General features: G+C 65.4%; 15 protein-coding genes. 10 read left to right on the top strand and 5 right to left on the bottom strand.

Features of this window, described 5'->3' with window-relative positions:
- Positions 1 to 183 precede the first annotated feature (183 nt).
- From rsgA to ACIBI6_RS39010, 4 genes are all read left to right on the top strand, one after another.
- Complete coding sequence (rsgA, locus tag ACIBI6_RS39025) at positions 184 to 1,308, top strand: ribosome small subunit-dependent GTPase A (RefSeq protein ID WP_364357060.1); 1,125 nt, start codon at positions 184 to 186, stop codon at positions 1,306 to 1,308.
- A 103-nt stretch (positions 1,309 to 1,411) separates the two neighbouring features.
- Entirely contained in the window at positions 1,412 to 2,116 is a 705-nt protein-coding gene (locus ACIBI6_RS39020; protein WP_364357063.1) for a hypothetical protein, read from the top strand.
- A gap of 183 nt (positions 2,117 to 2,299) precedes the next feature.
- The gene (locus ACIBI6_RS39015) at positions 2,300 to 3,151 is read left to right on the top strand and encodes an NAD(P)-dependent oxidoreductase (protein ID WP_364357066.1); all 852 of its coding nucleotides are present in this window, start codon (positions 2,300 to 2,302) and stop codon (positions 3,149 to 3,151) included.
- Between the two features lie 348 nt (positions 3,152 to 3,499).
- Positions 3,500 to 4,060 (top strand): O-acetyl-ADP-ribose deacetylase, encoded by a 561-nt coding sequence (locus ACIBI6_RS39010; RefSeq protein WP_364357120.1) that lies wholly within the window; start codon positions 3,500 to 3,502, stop codon positions 4,058 to 4,060.
- Between the two features lie 90 nt (positions 4,061 to 4,150).
- On the opposite strand, the gene ACIBI6_RS39005 is transcribed toward ACIBI6_RS39010, so the two are convergent.
- On the bottom strand, positions 4,151 to 6,046 hold the full coding sequence (locus ACIBI6_RS39005; protein ID WP_364357069.1) for a glycosyltransferase: 1,896 nt from the start codon (positions 6,044 to 6,046) through the stop codon (positions 4,151 to 4,153).
- Positions 6,047 to 6,169: 123 nt separating this feature from the next.
- Positions 6,170 to 6,706 carry a GtrA family protein gene (locus ACIBI6_RS39000; RefSeq protein WP_364357072.1) on the bottom strand — a complete coding sequence of 179 codons (537 nt, stop codon included), beginning with the start codon at positions 6,704 to 6,706 and terminating at the stop codon, positions 6,170 to 6,172.
- A gap of 108 nt (positions 6,707 to 6,814) precedes the next feature.
- Here ACIBI6_RS39000 and ACIBI6_RS38995 point away from each other — a divergent pair, with 108 nt between their 5' ends.
- Entirely contained in the window at positions 6,815 to 7,795 is a 981-nt protein-coding gene (locus tag ACIBI6_RS38995; RefSeq protein ID WP_364357075.1) for a glycosyltransferase, read from the top strand.
- The gene (locus ACIBI6_RS38990) at positions 7,792 to 9,378 is read left to right on the top strand and encodes a DUF2142 domain-containing protein (protein ID WP_364357078.1); all 1,587 of its coding nucleotides are present in this window, start codon (positions 7,792 to 7,794) and stop codon (positions 9,376 to 9,378) included. Before ACIBI6_RS38995 ends, ACIBI6_RS38990 begins: the two co-directional genes overlap by 4 nt.
- A gap of 1 nt (position 9,379) precedes the next feature.
- On the opposite strand, the gene rfbB is transcribed toward ACIBI6_RS38990, so the two are convergent.
- A complete protein-coding gene (gene rfbB, locus ACIBI6_RS38985; protein ID WP_364357081.1) occupies positions 9,380 to 10,387 on the bottom strand; it encodes a dTDP-glucose 4,6-dehydratase in 1,008 nt (335 codons plus the stop codon).
- A gap of 308 nt (positions 10,388 to 10,695) precedes the next feature.
- On the opposite strand from rfbB, the gene ACIBI6_RS38980 reads away from it, so the two are divergent.
- On the top strand, positions 10,696 to 11,403 hold the full coding sequence (locus tag ACIBI6_RS38980; RefSeq protein ID WP_364357084.1) for a hypothetical protein: 708 nt from the start codon (positions 10,696 to 10,698) through the stop codon (positions 11,401 to 11,403).
- Between the two features lie 348 nt (positions 11,404 to 11,751).
- On the opposite strand, the gene ACIBI6_RS38975 is transcribed toward ACIBI6_RS38980, so the two are convergent.
- Positions 11,752 to 12,759, bottom strand: a complete 1,008-nt coding sequence (locus tag ACIBI6_RS38975; protein ID WP_364357087.1) for an alpha/beta hydrolase — start codon at positions 12,757 to 12,759, stop codon at positions 11,752 to 11,754.
- A gap of 221 nt (positions 12,760 to 12,980) precedes the next feature.
- Between ACIBI6_RS38975 and rfbA the strand changes: the two genes are divergently transcribed.
- Both rfbA and ACIBI6_RS38965 read left to right on the top strand, forming a co-directional pair.
- A complete protein-coding gene (gene rfbA / locus ACIBI6_RS38970) occupies positions 12,981 to 13,853 on the top strand; it encodes a glucose-1-phosphate thymidylyltransferase RfbA (protein ID WP_364357090.1) in 873 nt (290 codons plus the stop codon).
- Between the two features lie 3 nt (positions 13,854 to 13,856).
- Positions 13,857 to 14,405 (top strand): dTDP-4-dehydrorhamnose 3,5-epimerase, encoded by a 549-nt coding sequence (locus ACIBI6_RS38965; RefSeq protein ID WP_364357093.1) that lies wholly within the window; start codon positions 13,857 to 13,859, stop codon positions 14,403 to 14,405.
- A 68-nt stretch (positions 14,406 to 14,473) separates the two neighbouring features.
- Here ACIBI6_RS38965 and ACIBI6_RS38960 read toward each other — a convergent pair whose 3' ends face one another.
- Positions 14,474 to 15,931, bottom strand: a complete 1,458-nt coding sequence (locus ACIBI6_RS38960) for an MFS transporter (protein WP_396960065.1) — start codon at positions 15,929 to 15,931, stop codon at positions 14,474 to 14,476.
- 85 nt (positions 15,932 to 16,016) lie between these two features.
- Here ACIBI6_RS38960 and ACIBI6_RS38955 point away from each other — a divergent pair, with 85 nt between their 5' ends.
- Positions 16,017 to 16,439: a MarR family transcriptional regulator gene (locus ACIBI6_RS38955; RefSeq protein WP_364357099.1), complete on the top strand. Its 423-nt coding sequence runs from the start codon at positions 16,017 to 16,019 to the stop codon at positions 16,437 to 16,439.
- Positions 16,440 to 16,821 lie beyond the last annotated feature (382 nt).

Genomic DNA, 16,821 nt, shown 5'->3' with positions numbered 1-16,821 from the left:
CATGCCAGAGTGGGCGAGCAACGTCGAGACGAGAGTGAGGAGGTGGAGATCGTGACACGAACCGTTCGGATTGTCGTGCCTGGAGCAGCTGTGCAAACGCACGCTGTCGCACGAATTTCCGCCTCAGATACCTCTCGCTGAGTCCGGTTCGGGCTCGGCGCCCGACGAAGGATTCCTTCCATCATGGTCGATTACGACCTCCTCGTCCCTTACGGCTGGACCGAAGCCGTTGCCAATGAATACGACTCGCTCATCGACGATGGGTGCGTCCCCGCGCGGGTGATCCGCATGGATCGCAGCGAATGCGATGTCGCGACTCCGACCGGACTCGCGCGCGCCCGTTGTCAGCGTTTGATTTGGCCCGAGCGGGGGCCGTCCGTGGTTACGCAAGCTGCCTCGTCCCGGCCTGACCCGCTCAGGCGGCGGGGTGCGGACTCCGAAATCAGCGGACTCTGCACCGGCGACTGGGTAAGCATTGATGCCGAACTCAATGTGCGCCAGCTGCTTCCGCGCCGCGGCGCGATCACGCGATCGGCCGCCGACCGACGCGCACAGGGTCAAGTGCTGGCCGCGAATGTCGATACCGTGCTGATCTGCAGCGCGGCCGACGGCGATATCGACCTCGGGCGCATCGAGCGCATGCTCGCACTTGCCTGGGAGAGCAGCGCACAGCCGATCGTGGTGCTCACCAAAGCGGATGCGGCGCTGGATATTCCGCTCGACGACGTACAGGCCGTCGCACCCGGTGCGGTCGCCCTCGCGGTCAGTGCGGATACCGGATCGGGACTCGATGTGCTCACCGCGATGCTCGACGGCACCGTCGCGCTGATCGGTCCGTCCGGTGTCGGAAAATCGACGCTCGCCAATGCCCTGATCGGCCAGGAAGTCTTCGCCACCAACGCCGTTCGCTCGGTGGACAAAAAGGGCAGGCACACTACGGTGCATCGGGAACTGCGGCCGCTGCCCGGCGGCGGCACGCTGATCGATACGCCCGGACTACGCGGCATCGGCCTCTGGGATGCCGCCGAAGGCATCGAGAAAGCCTTCAGCGATATCGAATCCCTCGCGGCGCACTGCCGATTCGACGACTGCGCGCATAACGGCGAACCCGGCTGTGCCGTGCAGGAAGCCGTCGACAGCGGGGCGCTCACCCAGCGGCGCTTCGACAGCTACCGCAAACTCGAACGGGAAAACGCCTGGATGGCAGCGCGATCGGATAAGCGGCTACAAGCCGAACGTGCGAAGGTGTGGCGCGATATCCGCAAGCAGCAGCGGCAGTTCTACCAGGAGCGCGGCTCGCGACGCTGATTCCCGCGGGGAGCGGCAGTTTGCGTATCCATGTGAGGGAAAGCGAACGTCGCACCAGCACGGTAGGGTCGGCACGCACAAATCGCTAAACGGGAGGGTTCCGATGAGTTACCCCGGCGGGTATCCGCCACAGGGCCAGCCCGGGCAATGGCCCGGACAGCCCGCATATGGTCAGCCGGCGCCGCAGGGCGCGCCGAATCCCTACGGTGCGCCACCGCAATACGCGCCGCCCGCGGGGCAGCCACCGATCAGCCAACCGCAAGTGCCGCAACCGCCGTACGGCAGCCAGCCGCATATTCCGCAGCCGCAGTACGGACAGCCGGCGCCGCCGCAGCCGTACGGTCAGCCTGCTCAGCCCTATGGGCAGCAGCCGTACGGCCAGGCGCCCTACGGGCAGCCGGTTCCGCAGCAGGCTCCGGCCCCGCCGGGTATCACGGTCAACGCTTCCTATGAGTGGTTCGCGTTCCTGTTGGCGATCACCAAGCCGAAGATCCTGATCAACGGTCAGCGGGTGCCGAATACGCGGTGGGGCCAGAACCATATTCCGGTCGGTCCCGGTCAGTACCACGTGCGGGTGGTCACGCCCTGGCTGTTCGATATGGGCCAAGCGAATGCGACCGCATCGATCCAGGAAGGTCAGGGCGCGCTGTTCTACTACAAGCCGCCTGCGATCATCTTCCTCAACGGTGCGATCGGCCCGGTTCCGCAGAAGACGCCCGGCGCCATCTTCATCTACATCAGCTGGGCCTTCGTGGCATTGATGATCCTGCTCAACATCGTGTTGATCGCTGGCGCGTCCAGCATCTGACAGCGTCGAAAGGCGTCGGGGCTCCGGCGCCTTTTCTTCGCGGCACCTATGCAACTGGTTGCATAGAAGCCTGGGTTACGCTTAACGTGCACAACACCCGTCGGCGACTGCTCGCCGGTCGTTCGAACGGGTCGGCACGGCCGCGGGCCCACTCTCCTGCGGCCTGGACGACAGGAGCAGGTCATGACGGAACCGGGATCGAAACCGCTCGCGGGCGCGACGATGATCATGTCGGGCGGCAGCCGAGGCATCGGTCTGGAGATCGCCAAGCGAGCAGCCGCCGATGGCGCGAATATCACTCTGATCGCGAAGACCGACCAGCCGCATCCGAAGCTGCCCGGCACCATCCACACCGCTGCGGCGGAACTCGAGGCGGCGGGCGGCTCGGTACTGCCTTTCGTCGGCGATGTGCGCATCGATGAGTCGGTCGCCGAGGCCGTGCGCCAGACCGTCGAGCGGTTCGGCGGCATCGATATCGTCGTCAACAATGCCTCGGCGATCGACCTATCCCCCACCGACGCCATCTCCATGAAGAAGTACGACCTGATGCAGGACATCAACTGCCGCGGCAGCTTCCTGCTGTCCAAGCTCAGCATTCCCGCGCTGCGCGAATCGGCCGCGGCCGGCCGCAACCCGCACATCCTGACCCTGTCCCCACCGCTCAACCTGGATCCGAAATGGGCGGGCATGGCGCTGGGCTACACCATCGCCAAGTACGGAATGTCGCTCACCACACTGGGTTTGGCCGAGGAGCTCAAGGGCGACGGTATCGCCGTCAACTCACTGTGGCCGCGCACCACCATTGCCACCGCGGCGGTGAAGAATCTGCTCGGCGGCGAGGAAATGATCGCCACCTCCCGCACCCCCGACATCTATGCCGACGCCGCCTACCTGGTCCTCACCTCGCCATCGAAGGAGACCAGCGGCAACTTCTTCCTCGATGACGAAGTCCTCGCCGCACATGGCATCACCGACCTGGACAAATACCGCGTCGTCCCCGGCGACGCCGAACTGACCACCGACCTGTTCCTCTGACGCCGCCCCCGGAGGTGGCCCGCCCGGCCACTTTCGGGCCGTCAGCCCGCTACCGTCGCTATCGTGACCGGTAAAACCACCTTGGCCGCGATCTTCGAACCAGAGCCCGAAGGATGGGGGCCGCGCGGTGATCCCTACGTCTGGCAGGAAATGCGGAGGCGGCTCGAAAATCTCGACCCGCCATCGACTTCGACCGAGCTGATCGCACTGCTGCACGACACCTTCGAGCAGGTGCTCGGATCGCGTCTCGGCGCGAAAAACGCACCCGACAGCGTGCACCGACCGGAGTTCGCGCACGGCGGCATGTCGAGCGGGATGGTCAGCCTCGATGCCTGGCGGCAGGCGTTGATGCCGCTACTGGAGGGGCGCGCCAGGCAGCTGATCTCGGGCGCGCCCGGTACCGCCACCATCATCCTTCGCCGAGGCGACATCACTGAGCAGCGGGTCGACGCGATCGTCAATGCGGCCAACTCTTCCCTGCTCGGCGGTGGCGGCGTCGATGGCGCGATCCACCGCGCCGGTGGACCCGCGATTCTCGACGCCTGCCGCAATCTGCGCGCATCGCGCTACGGCAAAGGACTGCCAACCGGTCAGGCGGTCGCCACCACCGGGGGCGACCTGTGGGCCCGATGGGTAATCCACACCGTCGGCCCCGTATGGTCCGCGACCGACGACCGCGGCGCCCTCCTCGCCTCCTGCTATCGCGAATCTCTCCGGATCGCAGACGAATTGGGTGCGCGAACAATCGCCTTTCCTGCCATCTCGACCGGCATCTACGGCTGGCCGATGGATGACGGCGCGCGCATCGCTACCGAAACGGTGCGCCACACGAAAACATCCGTACAAGAAGCCCACTTCGTCGTCTTCGACGAGCGCGCGCACGCCGCATTCGAAGCCGCACTGCGCTGAGCGCGGTCGTCACGCGCACTTTTGGCGCGCCGCGCATGGATTTGCCCGGTCATTTCGCGCGTGGCGGGCAAAAGCGTGCGCGGCGCTGGCTCAGTTCGGCTTGATGCCGTAGAGGCGCTCCCAGTTTTCTCGGCTGGTGAGCTCGGGCATTGCGGCGCGGTATTGCTGGGTGAGTTTGGGTAGTTCACGGCGCAGCTGACGCAGCACGCGGATGGTGCGGATGAGCAAGGCGCGAGCTCGCGCCTTATCGCGCTGCCGGACCCGGACACCGGACTGCGATGCGTCGGTAACCACGACGTGGTCGAACAGCGAGACATGCCACCAATGCGCGTCCTCGCGGGTGACGCCGATCAGACCGCGCTGGGTGCGTCCGGTCCACTGGGTGATGGCCCGCTTGATCAGCACCGCCGTGACCCGACTCGGTTCGCCACCGGCCCGGCGCAAGTGGATATCGGCCGAGCGCACCGACGGCGTCGCGGCGGGATGCTTGATGGTCTCGGGGTAATCGGCGCGACTGGTGCGGGCGGCGGCCAGTGCGGCGATTCCGCCGTCGCGCAAGACCTTCGGCCCCTGCAGGAAGTCCTCGATGCCCTGCAAAGTGGTGTGCACGAGGCCGTACTGCATGGCGACCAGATGTTCGGCCAGACTCCGGAACAGTTGGCGGGTAATGGCTTTGCCGTCGAGATCGGTGTGCAGTGAACCGACGATCAACGAGTTGCGCGTGCTGAAGTAGCGCGCCCAGTCGTCGTAGTCCTTCCAGTAGAAGTCCGCGTGCCACACCGCGGCATTCGGCAGCGTCACCGTGACGAACCCGTGCTCGCGGGCCCGGATGCCGTATTCGACATCGTCCCACTGGAAGAAGATCGGCACCGGCAGCCCGATCTTGGCGACCACCTCGGCCGGGATCAGGCAGGTCCACCAGGCGTTGTAGCCGGCGTCGACGCGGCGCTCCTGGTTCTTCTTCAGCATGCTGGTGTTGCGCAATGCCTTCGGCACCTTCTGGCCGTGCTTCAGCTCGTGCAGATGCACTTCCTCGGCGCCGACATTCAGGTAATCCGGGTTGAGCAGGAACAACATCTGCGCGCCGACCAGCGTCGGTTCCACGGTCAGATTGGCGAAGGCATTGAGCCGCAGTACCGTTTCCGGTTCGCAGAGGATGTCGTCGTCCATCAGGATGACGTCGGCGTGCTCGTTGACCGCCGACACCTCGTACAGGCCACGGGTGAAGCCGCCCGCACCACCCAGATTCGGCTGCCGGATGTACCGCAACTTGTCACCGAAGATCGGCAGCGTGTCCTGGAAGCGCGCCTGGTTCTCCACCAGATCGGTGCCCTGATCGACCACATAGACCGCGTCGATGGCCTCGAGAATCGGGGCGTCGGAGGCCAGCGCGGCCACGGTCTCGGCGCAATCGGTGGCCCGGTTGAAGGTGCAGATCGCGATGGCGACGGGGCGCACACGTTCGGGTGCGATGGCGGTCCAGGTCTGCGCGGAAATGCCGAGTTCGCCGCCGATGGCATCGAATTCGAGCCACAGCGCGCCACCGTCGACGTACTGATCCAGCGGTGCGGTCAGGGTCACGGGGCCGCTCGCGGTGATCTCGGCGGTCTCGATGATCCGGCGGTGCCCGGCGATATCGGAGGCGACCAGCCGGACCTGGGCCCGCTTGGTCACATCGAGCACCATGGTCGCCCACACCTCGGTGACCGTGGTCCAGCGCTGCCAGTAGCTGGCCGCGAAGCGCCCGAAGTAGGTGTTGGTATGTGCGGACGCGCCCTTGTCCAGTCTCAGCTCCAGGCGTTCCCGATGGGCGCGGCCCTTGGCGACGGCATACAGCTCATCGCTCACCTTCGCCGACGGGCCGGTGAAGATGCCACGCTGCAGCACCAGCCGATCGGGCGCCTGATGATCGACGCGCAGTGAGGCGGGCGCGGCCGAAGGTCGGTCATTTGTCTCGGTAACGGCCTGGGTAGCCGACTGATCCATGAAGTCCTCGAAATCCTTTGGTGCCGACGGGACAGACACGCCCCTGGATGCCTTCGCGGCGGGGCCGAGGATATCAATTGGGCTCGGCGACTGCCTGTCCAGGAACCGGGACGGTCCCGCTATTTATGGTTGCTTGTCATTAGCCGGGCTATCCGCTGAACCGACGAATACGAATTTGTCGTAGGCCCAATAGCGGAATACCACCGCAACGATCTGACCGATGAGCGTGCCGGATATGTTGTCCGACAGCGGCGACGACAGGTCGAGCACATAGCGAGAGAACCCGAGACAACCCAGTTGCAGGCCGATAGCGACCACATTGAATATGGCATACAACAGGTACTCGCGCGCCGGATTGTCGGATTTCTTGTGCCCGAAGGTCCACCACTTGTTGCCGAAGTAGGTCACCACCGTGGCCACCGCGATCGCGATGATCTTGGCGGGCAGCGGCGCGTGGTAGAGCACGCCCTCACCACCCCAGAACACCAGCAGGTTGTAGGTGCCCGCGTCGACGAGGAAGCCGATCGCGCCGACCACCAAGAAGGCACCGCCGCGCCGCAGCGCGGCGATCACCTTCACGGTCAGCGGCTCGGCGACCGGCGCGGATTGCGGTGAGCCGGACCGTTCGGAGAATGACACGGGCTGCTCTGGGTAAGACACTCGGCGACGGTACCCCAGTAGGCTCGGTGAACCGAGTGAGCACCAATAGGTACAGCCCTGTACCCTCCCGGTGTTCCCCATTCACCGCCGACATCGAGGATTGACCGGGTGGACTCCACCGAGCTCCGAATTGCCGCAGTGGTGCCATGCCACAACGAGGAGGCTTCGGTCGCCAAGGTCGTCGCCGACCTGCAGGCCGCCGTGCCGGGAATCGTCGTCTACGTCTATGACAACCTCAGTACCGACGCGACCGCCGAGCGGGCCCGCGCGGCCGGCGCGATCGTGCGCCACGAACACACCAAGGGCAAGGGCAATGTGGTGCGCCGCGCCTTCGCCGATATCGAGGCCGATATCTATCTGATGATCGACGGCGACGACACCTACGAGGCGTCGGCCGCGCCGCTGATGATCAAGACGCTGCTCGACGGTCCGTACGACCATGTGCTCGGCGTCCGCAAACAGGACGAGGGCGCCTCGGCGTACCGCTCCGGCCACGAGGCCGGCAACAAGGTGCTCAACGGCGTGGTCGGAAAGGTATTCGGCGAGAACGTCGAAGACATGCTCAGCGGCTTCCGGGTGTTCTCGCGGCGGTTCGTGAAGAGCTTCCCGGCCGTCTCTCGCGAATTCGAGATCGAAACCGAGCTGACCGTGCATTCCCTGCATCTGCGGGTGCCGCGGACGGCGGTTCCGGTCGGCTTCCGCGATAGGCCGGCGGGCAGTGAGAGCAAGCTGCGCACCTACCACGACGGATTCAAGATCCTGGCGCTGATCATCGGCCTGGCCAGACATGAGCGGCCCGTTGCGTTCTACGGGCTGTTCGGCACGCTGAGCTGGCTGGTTTCGATCATCCTGACCATTCCGATAGTGGTCGAGTTCTACAACACCCATGAGGTGCCCCGGTTCCCGACACTGTTCCTCGGATTCACCTTGCTGCTGCTCGGCAGCCTGGCCTGGACCGCGGGTCTGATCCTGGACGGCATCCGGCGCTCCCGGCACGAGGCCGCCCGGCTGGTCTACCTGCGCTACTCGGCCGTCGGCGCGGATGACGCGCGTGGTGGTGACGCACACGCCGGAGGGGCCCAGCGTTGACCACCTCGGCGGATCGAACCGCAACCACCGCGAATACGGAATCGCAGACCACGGACAACGATGTCGCGGCACCCGAATCCGCTGCCGCCGAACCTGATTCGAGCAGACCGAGTCCGGCACGCGCTTTCCGACACAGGATCGTAGAACGCTTCGGCGCGGCCACGGTCGCCTTCACTATTGTCGTCGCGGTCTTCGGCGCACTGTTCGCCTGGATCACCCCGCCGTTCTGGGGTCACGACGAAATCACCCAGTTCGGTCGCGCCTATCAGGTCGCGCACGGCGGCTTCGGACCCCAGCGGATCCACGACGAGCGTGGCATCTCCTACGGCGGCGATGTGCCGATCAGCATCACCGAGCTGATGGGCTATGCGCTGCACGACTACACCACCAATCCGGAAGAGCCGGATCCGATGGTGGCCGATCCCGGCAGCTACGCCCGGATGGAGGACGCCGCGGTTTCGAAGGCGCAGGAGCCGGTCTGGTTCACCAATACCGCCGCCTACTCGCCGGTGCCGTATATCCCTGCGGCCATTGGCATTCGGGTCGCCGAGCTGTTCGGACTGAATGTCGGCGCGATGATGCTGCTGACCCGCCTCGCGGGCCTGGCCACCTACCTCGCGCTGGTCGGATTCGGCCTGTGGGCCCTGCGCGCACACCGGGTGCAGTGGCTGGCGTTCACCATCGCCGTGCTGCCGATCGCCGTCTTCCAAGCGGGCACCGTCACCGCCGACACCTTGACCAACGCACTGGCCATTATGGTCTCGGCCCTGCTGGTCAAGGCGCTGTTCCTCGGCGACGGTCTCGGTCGCACCGAGACGGCCGCGCTACTGGCCGCGACCGTGCTGCTGCCGGTCAGCAAACCGACCTATGTGCTGCTCGCCATGCTCGTGGTGCTGGTGCCGACGAACCGGTTCGTCCTCGGCGGTGCGTCCCGCTGGAAGCGTTTCATCCCATGGGGTTTCGCGGCATCGGGCGCGCTGACGTTCGCGGTCTGGATGAAGATCGCCGCGCCGACCGGCGACGGGATGGGCCTGATGCGCCCGCAGCACCAATGGAATTCGGTGCGTCCGGGCGATCAGCTGCACGGAATCCTCACCGACCCGGTGAATTTCGTGAACACCTTCGGCGAGAGCATCGCACTGCGCGACCAGCGGTGGTTCACCCAGTTCTTCGGTGAACTCGGCTTCGCCTACATCGATGTCCCCGCGCTGTCGGTGCTGGCCTGCCTGCTCGCCTTCGCGGTCAGCATCGGTATCGCGGATCGGATGAATACCGCGACCGCCACCTTCCGGCGCACGCTGATCGTCGCGCTGACGGTGCTCGCGAGCGTCGCGATGATCTACGTGACGCTGTACATGTCGTTCACGCCGGTCGGCTACTACATCATCGACGGCGTCCAGGGCCGGTACTTCGTGCCGCTGGCGATCATCGCGCTGGTGGTGCTGCTGCGTTGGATGCCGTTGCGACTCACCGATGTTCGTGGCCAGACCCCGACCAGGGGTCCGGCCGTCGCCGTCATCGCTGCCACACTGGTAGCGCTGATCGCGGCGCTGTGGAAGTACTACTCGATCGTCTGGGGCTGACTCAGGCGGTGATGGTCGTTTCGCCGGCCTCGACGTAAGCGCGCTCGGTGCCGGCTTTGGCCGGACGCCACCAGGATTCGTTGTCGCGGTACCACTGGATGGTGGCGGCGAGTCCGGCGGCGAAGTCGCGATAGCGTGGCGTCCAACCGAGTTCGGTGCGCAGCAGCGTCGCATCGATAGCGTAGCGCTGATCGTGGCCTGCCCGGTCGGTGACGTGATCGAAGTCGTCCGGATCGCGGTCGAAGGCCTGCAGGATCATCCGTACCACGGACTTGTTGTCGAGTTCACCGTCCGCGCCGATCAGATAGGTCTGCCCGATTCGCCCGCGCTCCAGGATGTCCCACACCGCGCGGTTGTGATCCTCGACGTGGATCCAGTCGCGCACCTGATGTCCGGCGCCGTAGAGCCGCGGCCGCACCCCGTCGATGAGGTTGGTGATCTGGCGCGGGATGAACTTCTCCACATGCTGATATGGCCCATAGTTGTTGCTGCAGTTGGAGATTGTCGCGCGGACGCCGAACGAGCGGGTCCAGGCGCGCACCAGCAGATCGCTCGAGGCCTTGGTGGCCGAGTAGGGGCTGGACGGGTTGTAGGGGGTGTTCTCGTCGAATGCGGGCCCGTCCGGTGTGAGGTCGCCGTAGACCTCGTCGGTGGAGACATGGTGGTAGCGCACGTCGTGGCGGCGGACCGCTTGCAGCAGGGAGTAGGTGCCGACGATATTGGTCTGCACGAACGGCCAGGGTTCGGCGAGGGAGTTGTCGTTATGCGATTCGGCGGCGAAATGGACCACGACGTCGACACCGGAGACGAGTTCGTCGACCAGATCCAGATCGGCGATATCACCGTGCACGAAGTCGATGCGGTCGGCCACCGGCGCGAGCGAGGCCCGGTTTCCCGCATAGGTCAAAGCGTCGAGGACGGTTACGGTGGCGTCGGGACGCTCGGCCACGGTCTGTTGGACGAAATTCGCACCGATGAATCCGGCTCCGCCGGTTACGAGCAGTCGCACACCCATGACCTTACGTCGCCCGCCCGGCCCGCCGGCGCCGGATCCGCTCCGCCGTATGCACCCTGCGCAACCAGGTTTCGAATCTGTGATGTTCGTCACGCTGGACATCCGAAAGGAAATAAGCGTGGTTCAGTAAATTCTGAAAAACCATGGTCAGCGCGCACATTTCCAAGAACCCACCAAGCCTCGAGTCGCGATGGTGAACAAAATTTGAATTAACGGTCACAACCGGTTCACCACGCGTTAGCTGGTCTAGATTTCGATCGTCTAGTCCCCTCCGAACGCTTCACATCGAGGTCCAAAACAAAATGCTGATGAGGAAATTCGCCGCGACTTCGGCACTGCTGATCGCCGCCATGGGCGTCACCGCGGGCACTGTCAACGCGGCACCGGCGGAATCCGCCGATGCCCCGGTCAACTTCACCGCGAACGCCACCGACACCCAGTCGATCATCTCGATCGACTCCGGCTCGCTGGTTGTCGAGGACAACGCGCTCAAGATCAAGGCCGCCAACGGCACCACCGTTGCGGGCACCCCGCTCACCTTCCGCGTCGATGAGTTCGAGTTCCCAATCGCCGCGGACATCTCCGATCACACCGCCACGCTCACCCCACAGCTCGACATGGCGAAGGCCACCTACAAGCCGGTCGCGCTGCCCTTCGAGGACCAGGCTCCCTTCAAGACCCCGTACGACCGTGAGGTGGCCGCCTTCAACCGCTTGAAGGACACCATCGCTATGGGCGCCACCATCGGCACCCTGGTCGGCGGTCTCGGCGGCGGCGCCCTCGGCTGCGTCCTCGGTGGTATCGCCGGTGCGACGATCGCCTCGGCGACCATCGTCGGCCTGTTCGGCCCCTTCATCCCCGCCGCTGCCGTCGGCTGCGTGGCCGGCATCCTCGCCATCGGTGCGCTGGGCACCCTGGCCGGTCAGATCTTCATCACGGCTCCGGTCGCGATCGGTGCGGCGATCCAGTACTTCGCCACCACCAGCGCCCCGTTCAACGCGCCGAAGTAAGTCGAGCGACGCTCTGCACATCTGAAAAAGAGCCCAGGAAACCCCGCCCGGTCATCGACCAGGCGGGGTTTCCGCTGTTGATCGCGGCTCGTGTCCGAAATGGCCGCGCGTTTGCGGATTTGATAGGACCGTGATAGGCGCGACGCCGGAGTAATTCCAACCGTCGCCCGGGTGAACAAAAAGTAAATCAAGTTGAACGAAATGGCGCTCGTGCGCCCCCCGCGAGAATTCTCCGGATAACCGAGGGGAATTCACGGCAAGGTTCCCAACCAAAGAAACCCCGCCCCGGACCGCCGCCTGAAGGCGAGGTCCGGGTGCGGGGTTCGCGACTCGTCCGGCCGATCCAGGTCAAGCCGTCCGAGCCTGTTGGGGCTGCTCGAGGCGGGCACGCACGAACCGGGAGACCCGGGCCAGTGCCATCCTGCTCTCGGGCAGGTTCGGAGCTATTGCCATGAAGGCATGCACCTGACCGCGCCAGATCTCCAGCGCGTTCGGGACACCGGCCACGGTCAGCCTGCGCGCCATGAGCTCGCAGTCATAGCGCAGCATCTCGTCTTCGGCGGTGATCAGCAGTACCGGCGGCAGACTCGCCAAGGCGCCGTTGACCGGCGAAACCAGCGGATCCAGCACTCCATCCACCTCGGCGCCGATCCGCACCACCGCCTCCAGCGCGGCCAGCGGCAGATAGGGATCGCGCGCGACATTCATATAGTCGCGCTTGGCGGCGTAGTCCAGATCGAGCAGTGGGCTCAGCCCGATCAGTCCACCCGGCGACGGCATCCCGGACTCGATCGCGCGCAGTGCGGTGGCGAAGGCGAGGAAGCCGCCCGCCGAATCGCCCGCGAACATGATCCTGGCCGGGTCCGCGCCGTGCCGCAGCAGCCAGCGGTAGGCGGTCAGGCAGTCCTCGATCGCGGCGGTGACATTGTTCCCCGGCAGTTGGCGGTAGTCGACATTGACCACCGGCAGTCCGGTGCGCCGGGCCAGACTGGCCGCGATCGGGCGATGGGTGCCGAGACCGCAGATGGCGAAGCCGCCACCGTGCATATACAGCACCGCGCCGTGCCGCAGGGCGCGCGAGCCGCCCGACGGACGCAGGATCTCCATCCGAAATCCGTTCAGCGTCACCTGTTCCCGATCGACACCGCGCGGCTGCGGCCGCAGGCGCGCCAGTCCGTCGATCGCGAGAGCACCGATCGGGATGGTCGTGCGGCTGACCGGAAACATGCGCAGCACCGGCCGCACCGTACCGAGGCAGGTCGCCAGCAACAATCGGGCTGATGCGCTCGGACCGTCCGGGTTCATCAACAGACCCGGATCACCTGCGTCGGATTCACTCCCGCTGATCGCCACCATCGCGCACCTACCTCACACTGGCGCGCCGAACCCGACCGAACGGTTCTCCAGGCGAGAGTCGACGCTGACATCTCACACGCTGATGCTTCAGAACACCATAGCGTGATCTACGTAACATATATCGCCCGCCGCGCCGAAGCACTAAACGTTCGTGATCAATTTGTAGGCCAGTCGGAACCTCGCCGAAGCCGAGCGCGATACGCCTGGCAGACTCGGGGACCATGCGCGGAATCATCTTGGCCGGCGGCACCGGATCCCGCTTGCACCCGATCACGCGCGGGGTGAGCAAACAGCTGGTCCCGGTCTACGACAAACCGATGGTCTACTACCCGCTGTGCACGCTCATGCTGGCGGGCATCAGGGACATCCTGGTGATCACCACCCCGGAGGACGCCGACGCGTTCGCCCGGCTACTCGGCGACGGCTCGCAGTTCGGCGTCTCGATCAGCTATGTGGTGCAGCCGGAACCGGACGGACTCGCCAAGGCATTCGTCCTCGGCGCCGACCATATCGGCGGCGAGAGGGCCGCATTGGTGCTCGGCGACAATATCTTCCATGGCCCCGGCCTCGGCACCAGCCTCGAGCGCTTCGCCGCGATCGACGGCGGCGCGGTCTTCGCGTACTGGGTCTCGGATCCGACCGCCTACGGCGTCGTCGAATTCACCGCGGGCCGCGCGGTCTCGATCGAAGAGAAGCCCAAGGTGCCGCGGTCCAACTACGCCATCCCCGGGCTGTATTTCTATGACAACGATGTCGTGGAGATCGCGCGCGGGCTGCGACCGTCGGCGCGCGGCGAATACGAGATCACCGATATCAATCGCGCCTATCTGGAACAGGATCGGCTGCGCGTCGATGTACTCGCCCGCGGTACCGCCTGGTTGGATACCGGCACCTTCGATTCGCTGCTGGACGCCGCCAACTACGTGCGCACCATCGAGCAGCGGCAGGGCCTGAAAATCGGCGTGCCGGAAGAGGTGGCGTGGCGGCAGGGCTACATCGACGACGAACAGCTGCGCGCGCTGGCCGAACCACTGGTTCGCTCCGGCTACGGAAATTACCTGCTCGATCTGCTCGAGCGCGGACGGGATTGGTGAGCGATGGAGTTCCGTGAACTCGCCGTGCCGGGGGCGTGGGTGATCACCCCGCGCCAATTCGGCGACGAGCGCGGCATGTTCTGCGAATCGTTCAAGGCCTCGGAATTCGAGAAGGTGACCGGTCGGGCGTTCGATCTGCGCCAGGTCAACTGTTCGGTCTCGGCGGCCGGGGTGCTGCGCGGCATCCACTACACCGAAGATCCGCCGGGGCAGGCCAAGTATGTGACCTGCGTGCGCGGTGCGTTCCTCGATGTCGTCGTCGATCTGCGGCCCGGGTCGCCCACCTACGGGCGGTGGGACAGCGTGGTGCTCGACGATGTCGATCGGCGCTCGATGTTCCTGTCCGAAGGACTCGGCCATGCGATCCTGTCGCTGGCGGACCACTCGACCGTCACCTATCTGTGTTCGATCGAATACACGCCCGAATTCGACAGGGATATAGATGCCTTCGATCCGCGGCTCGGTATCGAATGGCCCCAGGTCGGTCTGGACGGTCAGCCGCTGACGTACATCCGTTCACCGAAAGACGCTGCCGCTGCGCCCTTCTCGTAATCGCCGAACGTCACCGCCCCCGATGAGGAGGGAGCGGTGACGTTCGACTTACCGTCGGCGGAGGGGATTCAGCCGACGAGCTCCAACTCCGGCTCCTGCGCCCGCACCTTGGCACGCTTGGGCAAGTAGGCCGTCAGCGCGATCAGCGCGCCCACGATGGCGACACCCGCGGCGAATTGCAGTCCCGGGCGGAAGTTGTCGAGCATCGCGGACGCAGTGCTCGCGCCGTGGTCGCCCGAGGAGATGATCGCGGTATTCACCGCGAGCACGATGGCCGCACCGACCTGCATCGAGGTCTGCAGCACACCGGCCGCCAGGCCCTGCTCTTCGTCCTCGATGCCGTTGGTGGCCTGAATATTGATGGCGGGGAAGCCGACCCAGCCGATGCCGATCAGCAATACCGCGGGCAGGATCATCGTCAGGTACGACGGAGCGGTATCCAGCCGCAGGAACAGCAGGTAGCCGATGGCCATCACGACCATGGTGATCGCGATGATCGGCCCGGTGCCGAAGCGGTCGACGAGCTTATCGGAGAAGAACGCCGAGGCGACCACCAGCAGACCGACCGGAAGCAGCGCCATGGCCAGCTTCAGCGGCGACCAGCCAAGTGAATCCTGCATGTACAGCGTCACGATGAACTGCCAGCTGAAATACGAACCCGCCACCGCGATGATCGCGAGGCTGGCCCGGACCAGCGTCACCTTGCGCAGGATGCCGAGGCGCACCAACGGGTACTTGACCTTCTTCTCCACCGCGACGAATCCGGCGAACAGCGCCGCGGCGCCGACGAACGAACCGATGGTGCGCGCCGAACCCCAGCCCGCCTCGGGCGCGGAGACCACGGTGTAGACCAGCAGCAGCATGCCCGCGGTGGACAGCAGCGCACCCAGGATGTCGTGCCCGCCCTCCTCGGCGGCCTCGTCCTTGGGGACCAGCACCCAGGCCGCGGCCAGTGCGACAAGCGCGATCGGCACCGGGAGCAGGAAGGTCCAGCGCCAGCCGATGCCGGTCATCAGGCCGCCGAACAGCAGACCCATGGAGTAACCGCCCGCGCCGAACACGGTGTAGATGGACAGCGCCTTATTGCGGGCCGGACCCTCGGCGAAGTTGGTGGTGATGATGGACAGACCAGTCGGGGCGGTGAACGCCGCGGCCAGGCCCTTGATGAAGCGGGTCAGGATCAGCAGCGGGCCGGAGGCGACCAGACCGCCCGCCAGCGAAGCCAGCGCGAAGACGGCCAGTGCGATCAGGAAGACCTTGCGCCGACCGAGCAGGTCGGCGGTGCGACCGCCCAGCAGCAGCAGGCCGCCGTAGCCGAGCACGTAGCCGCTGACCAGCCACTGCAGGGTGGAAGTTGACAGATCCAGCTCGGCGCCGATGGACGGCAGCGCCACACCGATCATCGAGACGTCGAGACCATCGAGGAACAACACAATGCAGAGGGTGATCAGCATGCCCCAGAGACGGGTGGACCATCTGATCGGATCGGTCGCCGTCGCGGCCGAAAGGGTTGCTGCAGAAGTCATGGGCGGAACATTACATGCGTCGACATTAAATGCCAACACATTTAATGCGCTTGCATCGGGCGGTCCGGGGCACTAGGATAAGGCCATGTCGAAGCCGTCGACAACACAATTACTCGGGCGCGATGTGGCGCCCACCGGGTTGGTCGCCGAGTGGCGTGAGCTGCTCGACCGGCACGCCGCCGTGAGCTGTGCACTCGAGAAGGAGCTGCAGGGCAAGCACGATATCGGCCTCAGCGAATTCGAGACGCTGGACCGGCTGGTCGACGCGGCATGTGGCGACTATCGGATGAGCGATCTGGCCAACGACATCTACTTGAGCCAGAGCGCCCTCTCGCGCGCGGTAGCGCGACTGGAGCGCGACGGACTGGTTTCGCGCAGTATGTGTGCCGAGGATCGGCGCGCGATCTTCGTCTGCCTGACCGAAAAGGGCCGCGAGGTCTACGAGGCCGCGCTCCCAACGCATCGCGAGGTGCTCGAGCGAACCTGGGGCAGTCGGCAGAAGTGCTAGATAGCTAGGACATCCACGCCTTCCCAGCCACCACAAAGCGAATCTTACGAACGACATTCGCGGCCGTCTGGCATCCGAGCCGTCGAAGCACATGCAACGAAGTCGCGGGACTCGCCCTTCCAGCACGCGTGCCTCAGGTGCCGAACGCCCCACCATCACCAACCACCACGAAGCGAGCCTTACGAGCGACCCGTTCGCGGCCCCTCTCGCGACCGAGCCACCGAAGCACATACAACGAAGTCGCGAGACTCGACCATCCAGCACACGCGCACCAGCTGCCGAACGCCCCACCATCACCAACCACCACGAAGCGAGCCTTACGAGCGACCCGTTCGCGGCCCCTCTCGCGACCGAGCCACCGAAGCACATACAACGAAGTCGC

Source organism: Nocardia sp. NPDC050412, assembly GCF_044458825.1.
GTDB lineage: Bacteria > Actinomycetota > Actinomycetes > Mycobacteriales > Mycobacteriaceae > Nocardia.
This window is presented reverse-complemented; position numbering and strand designations above follow the sequence as displayed.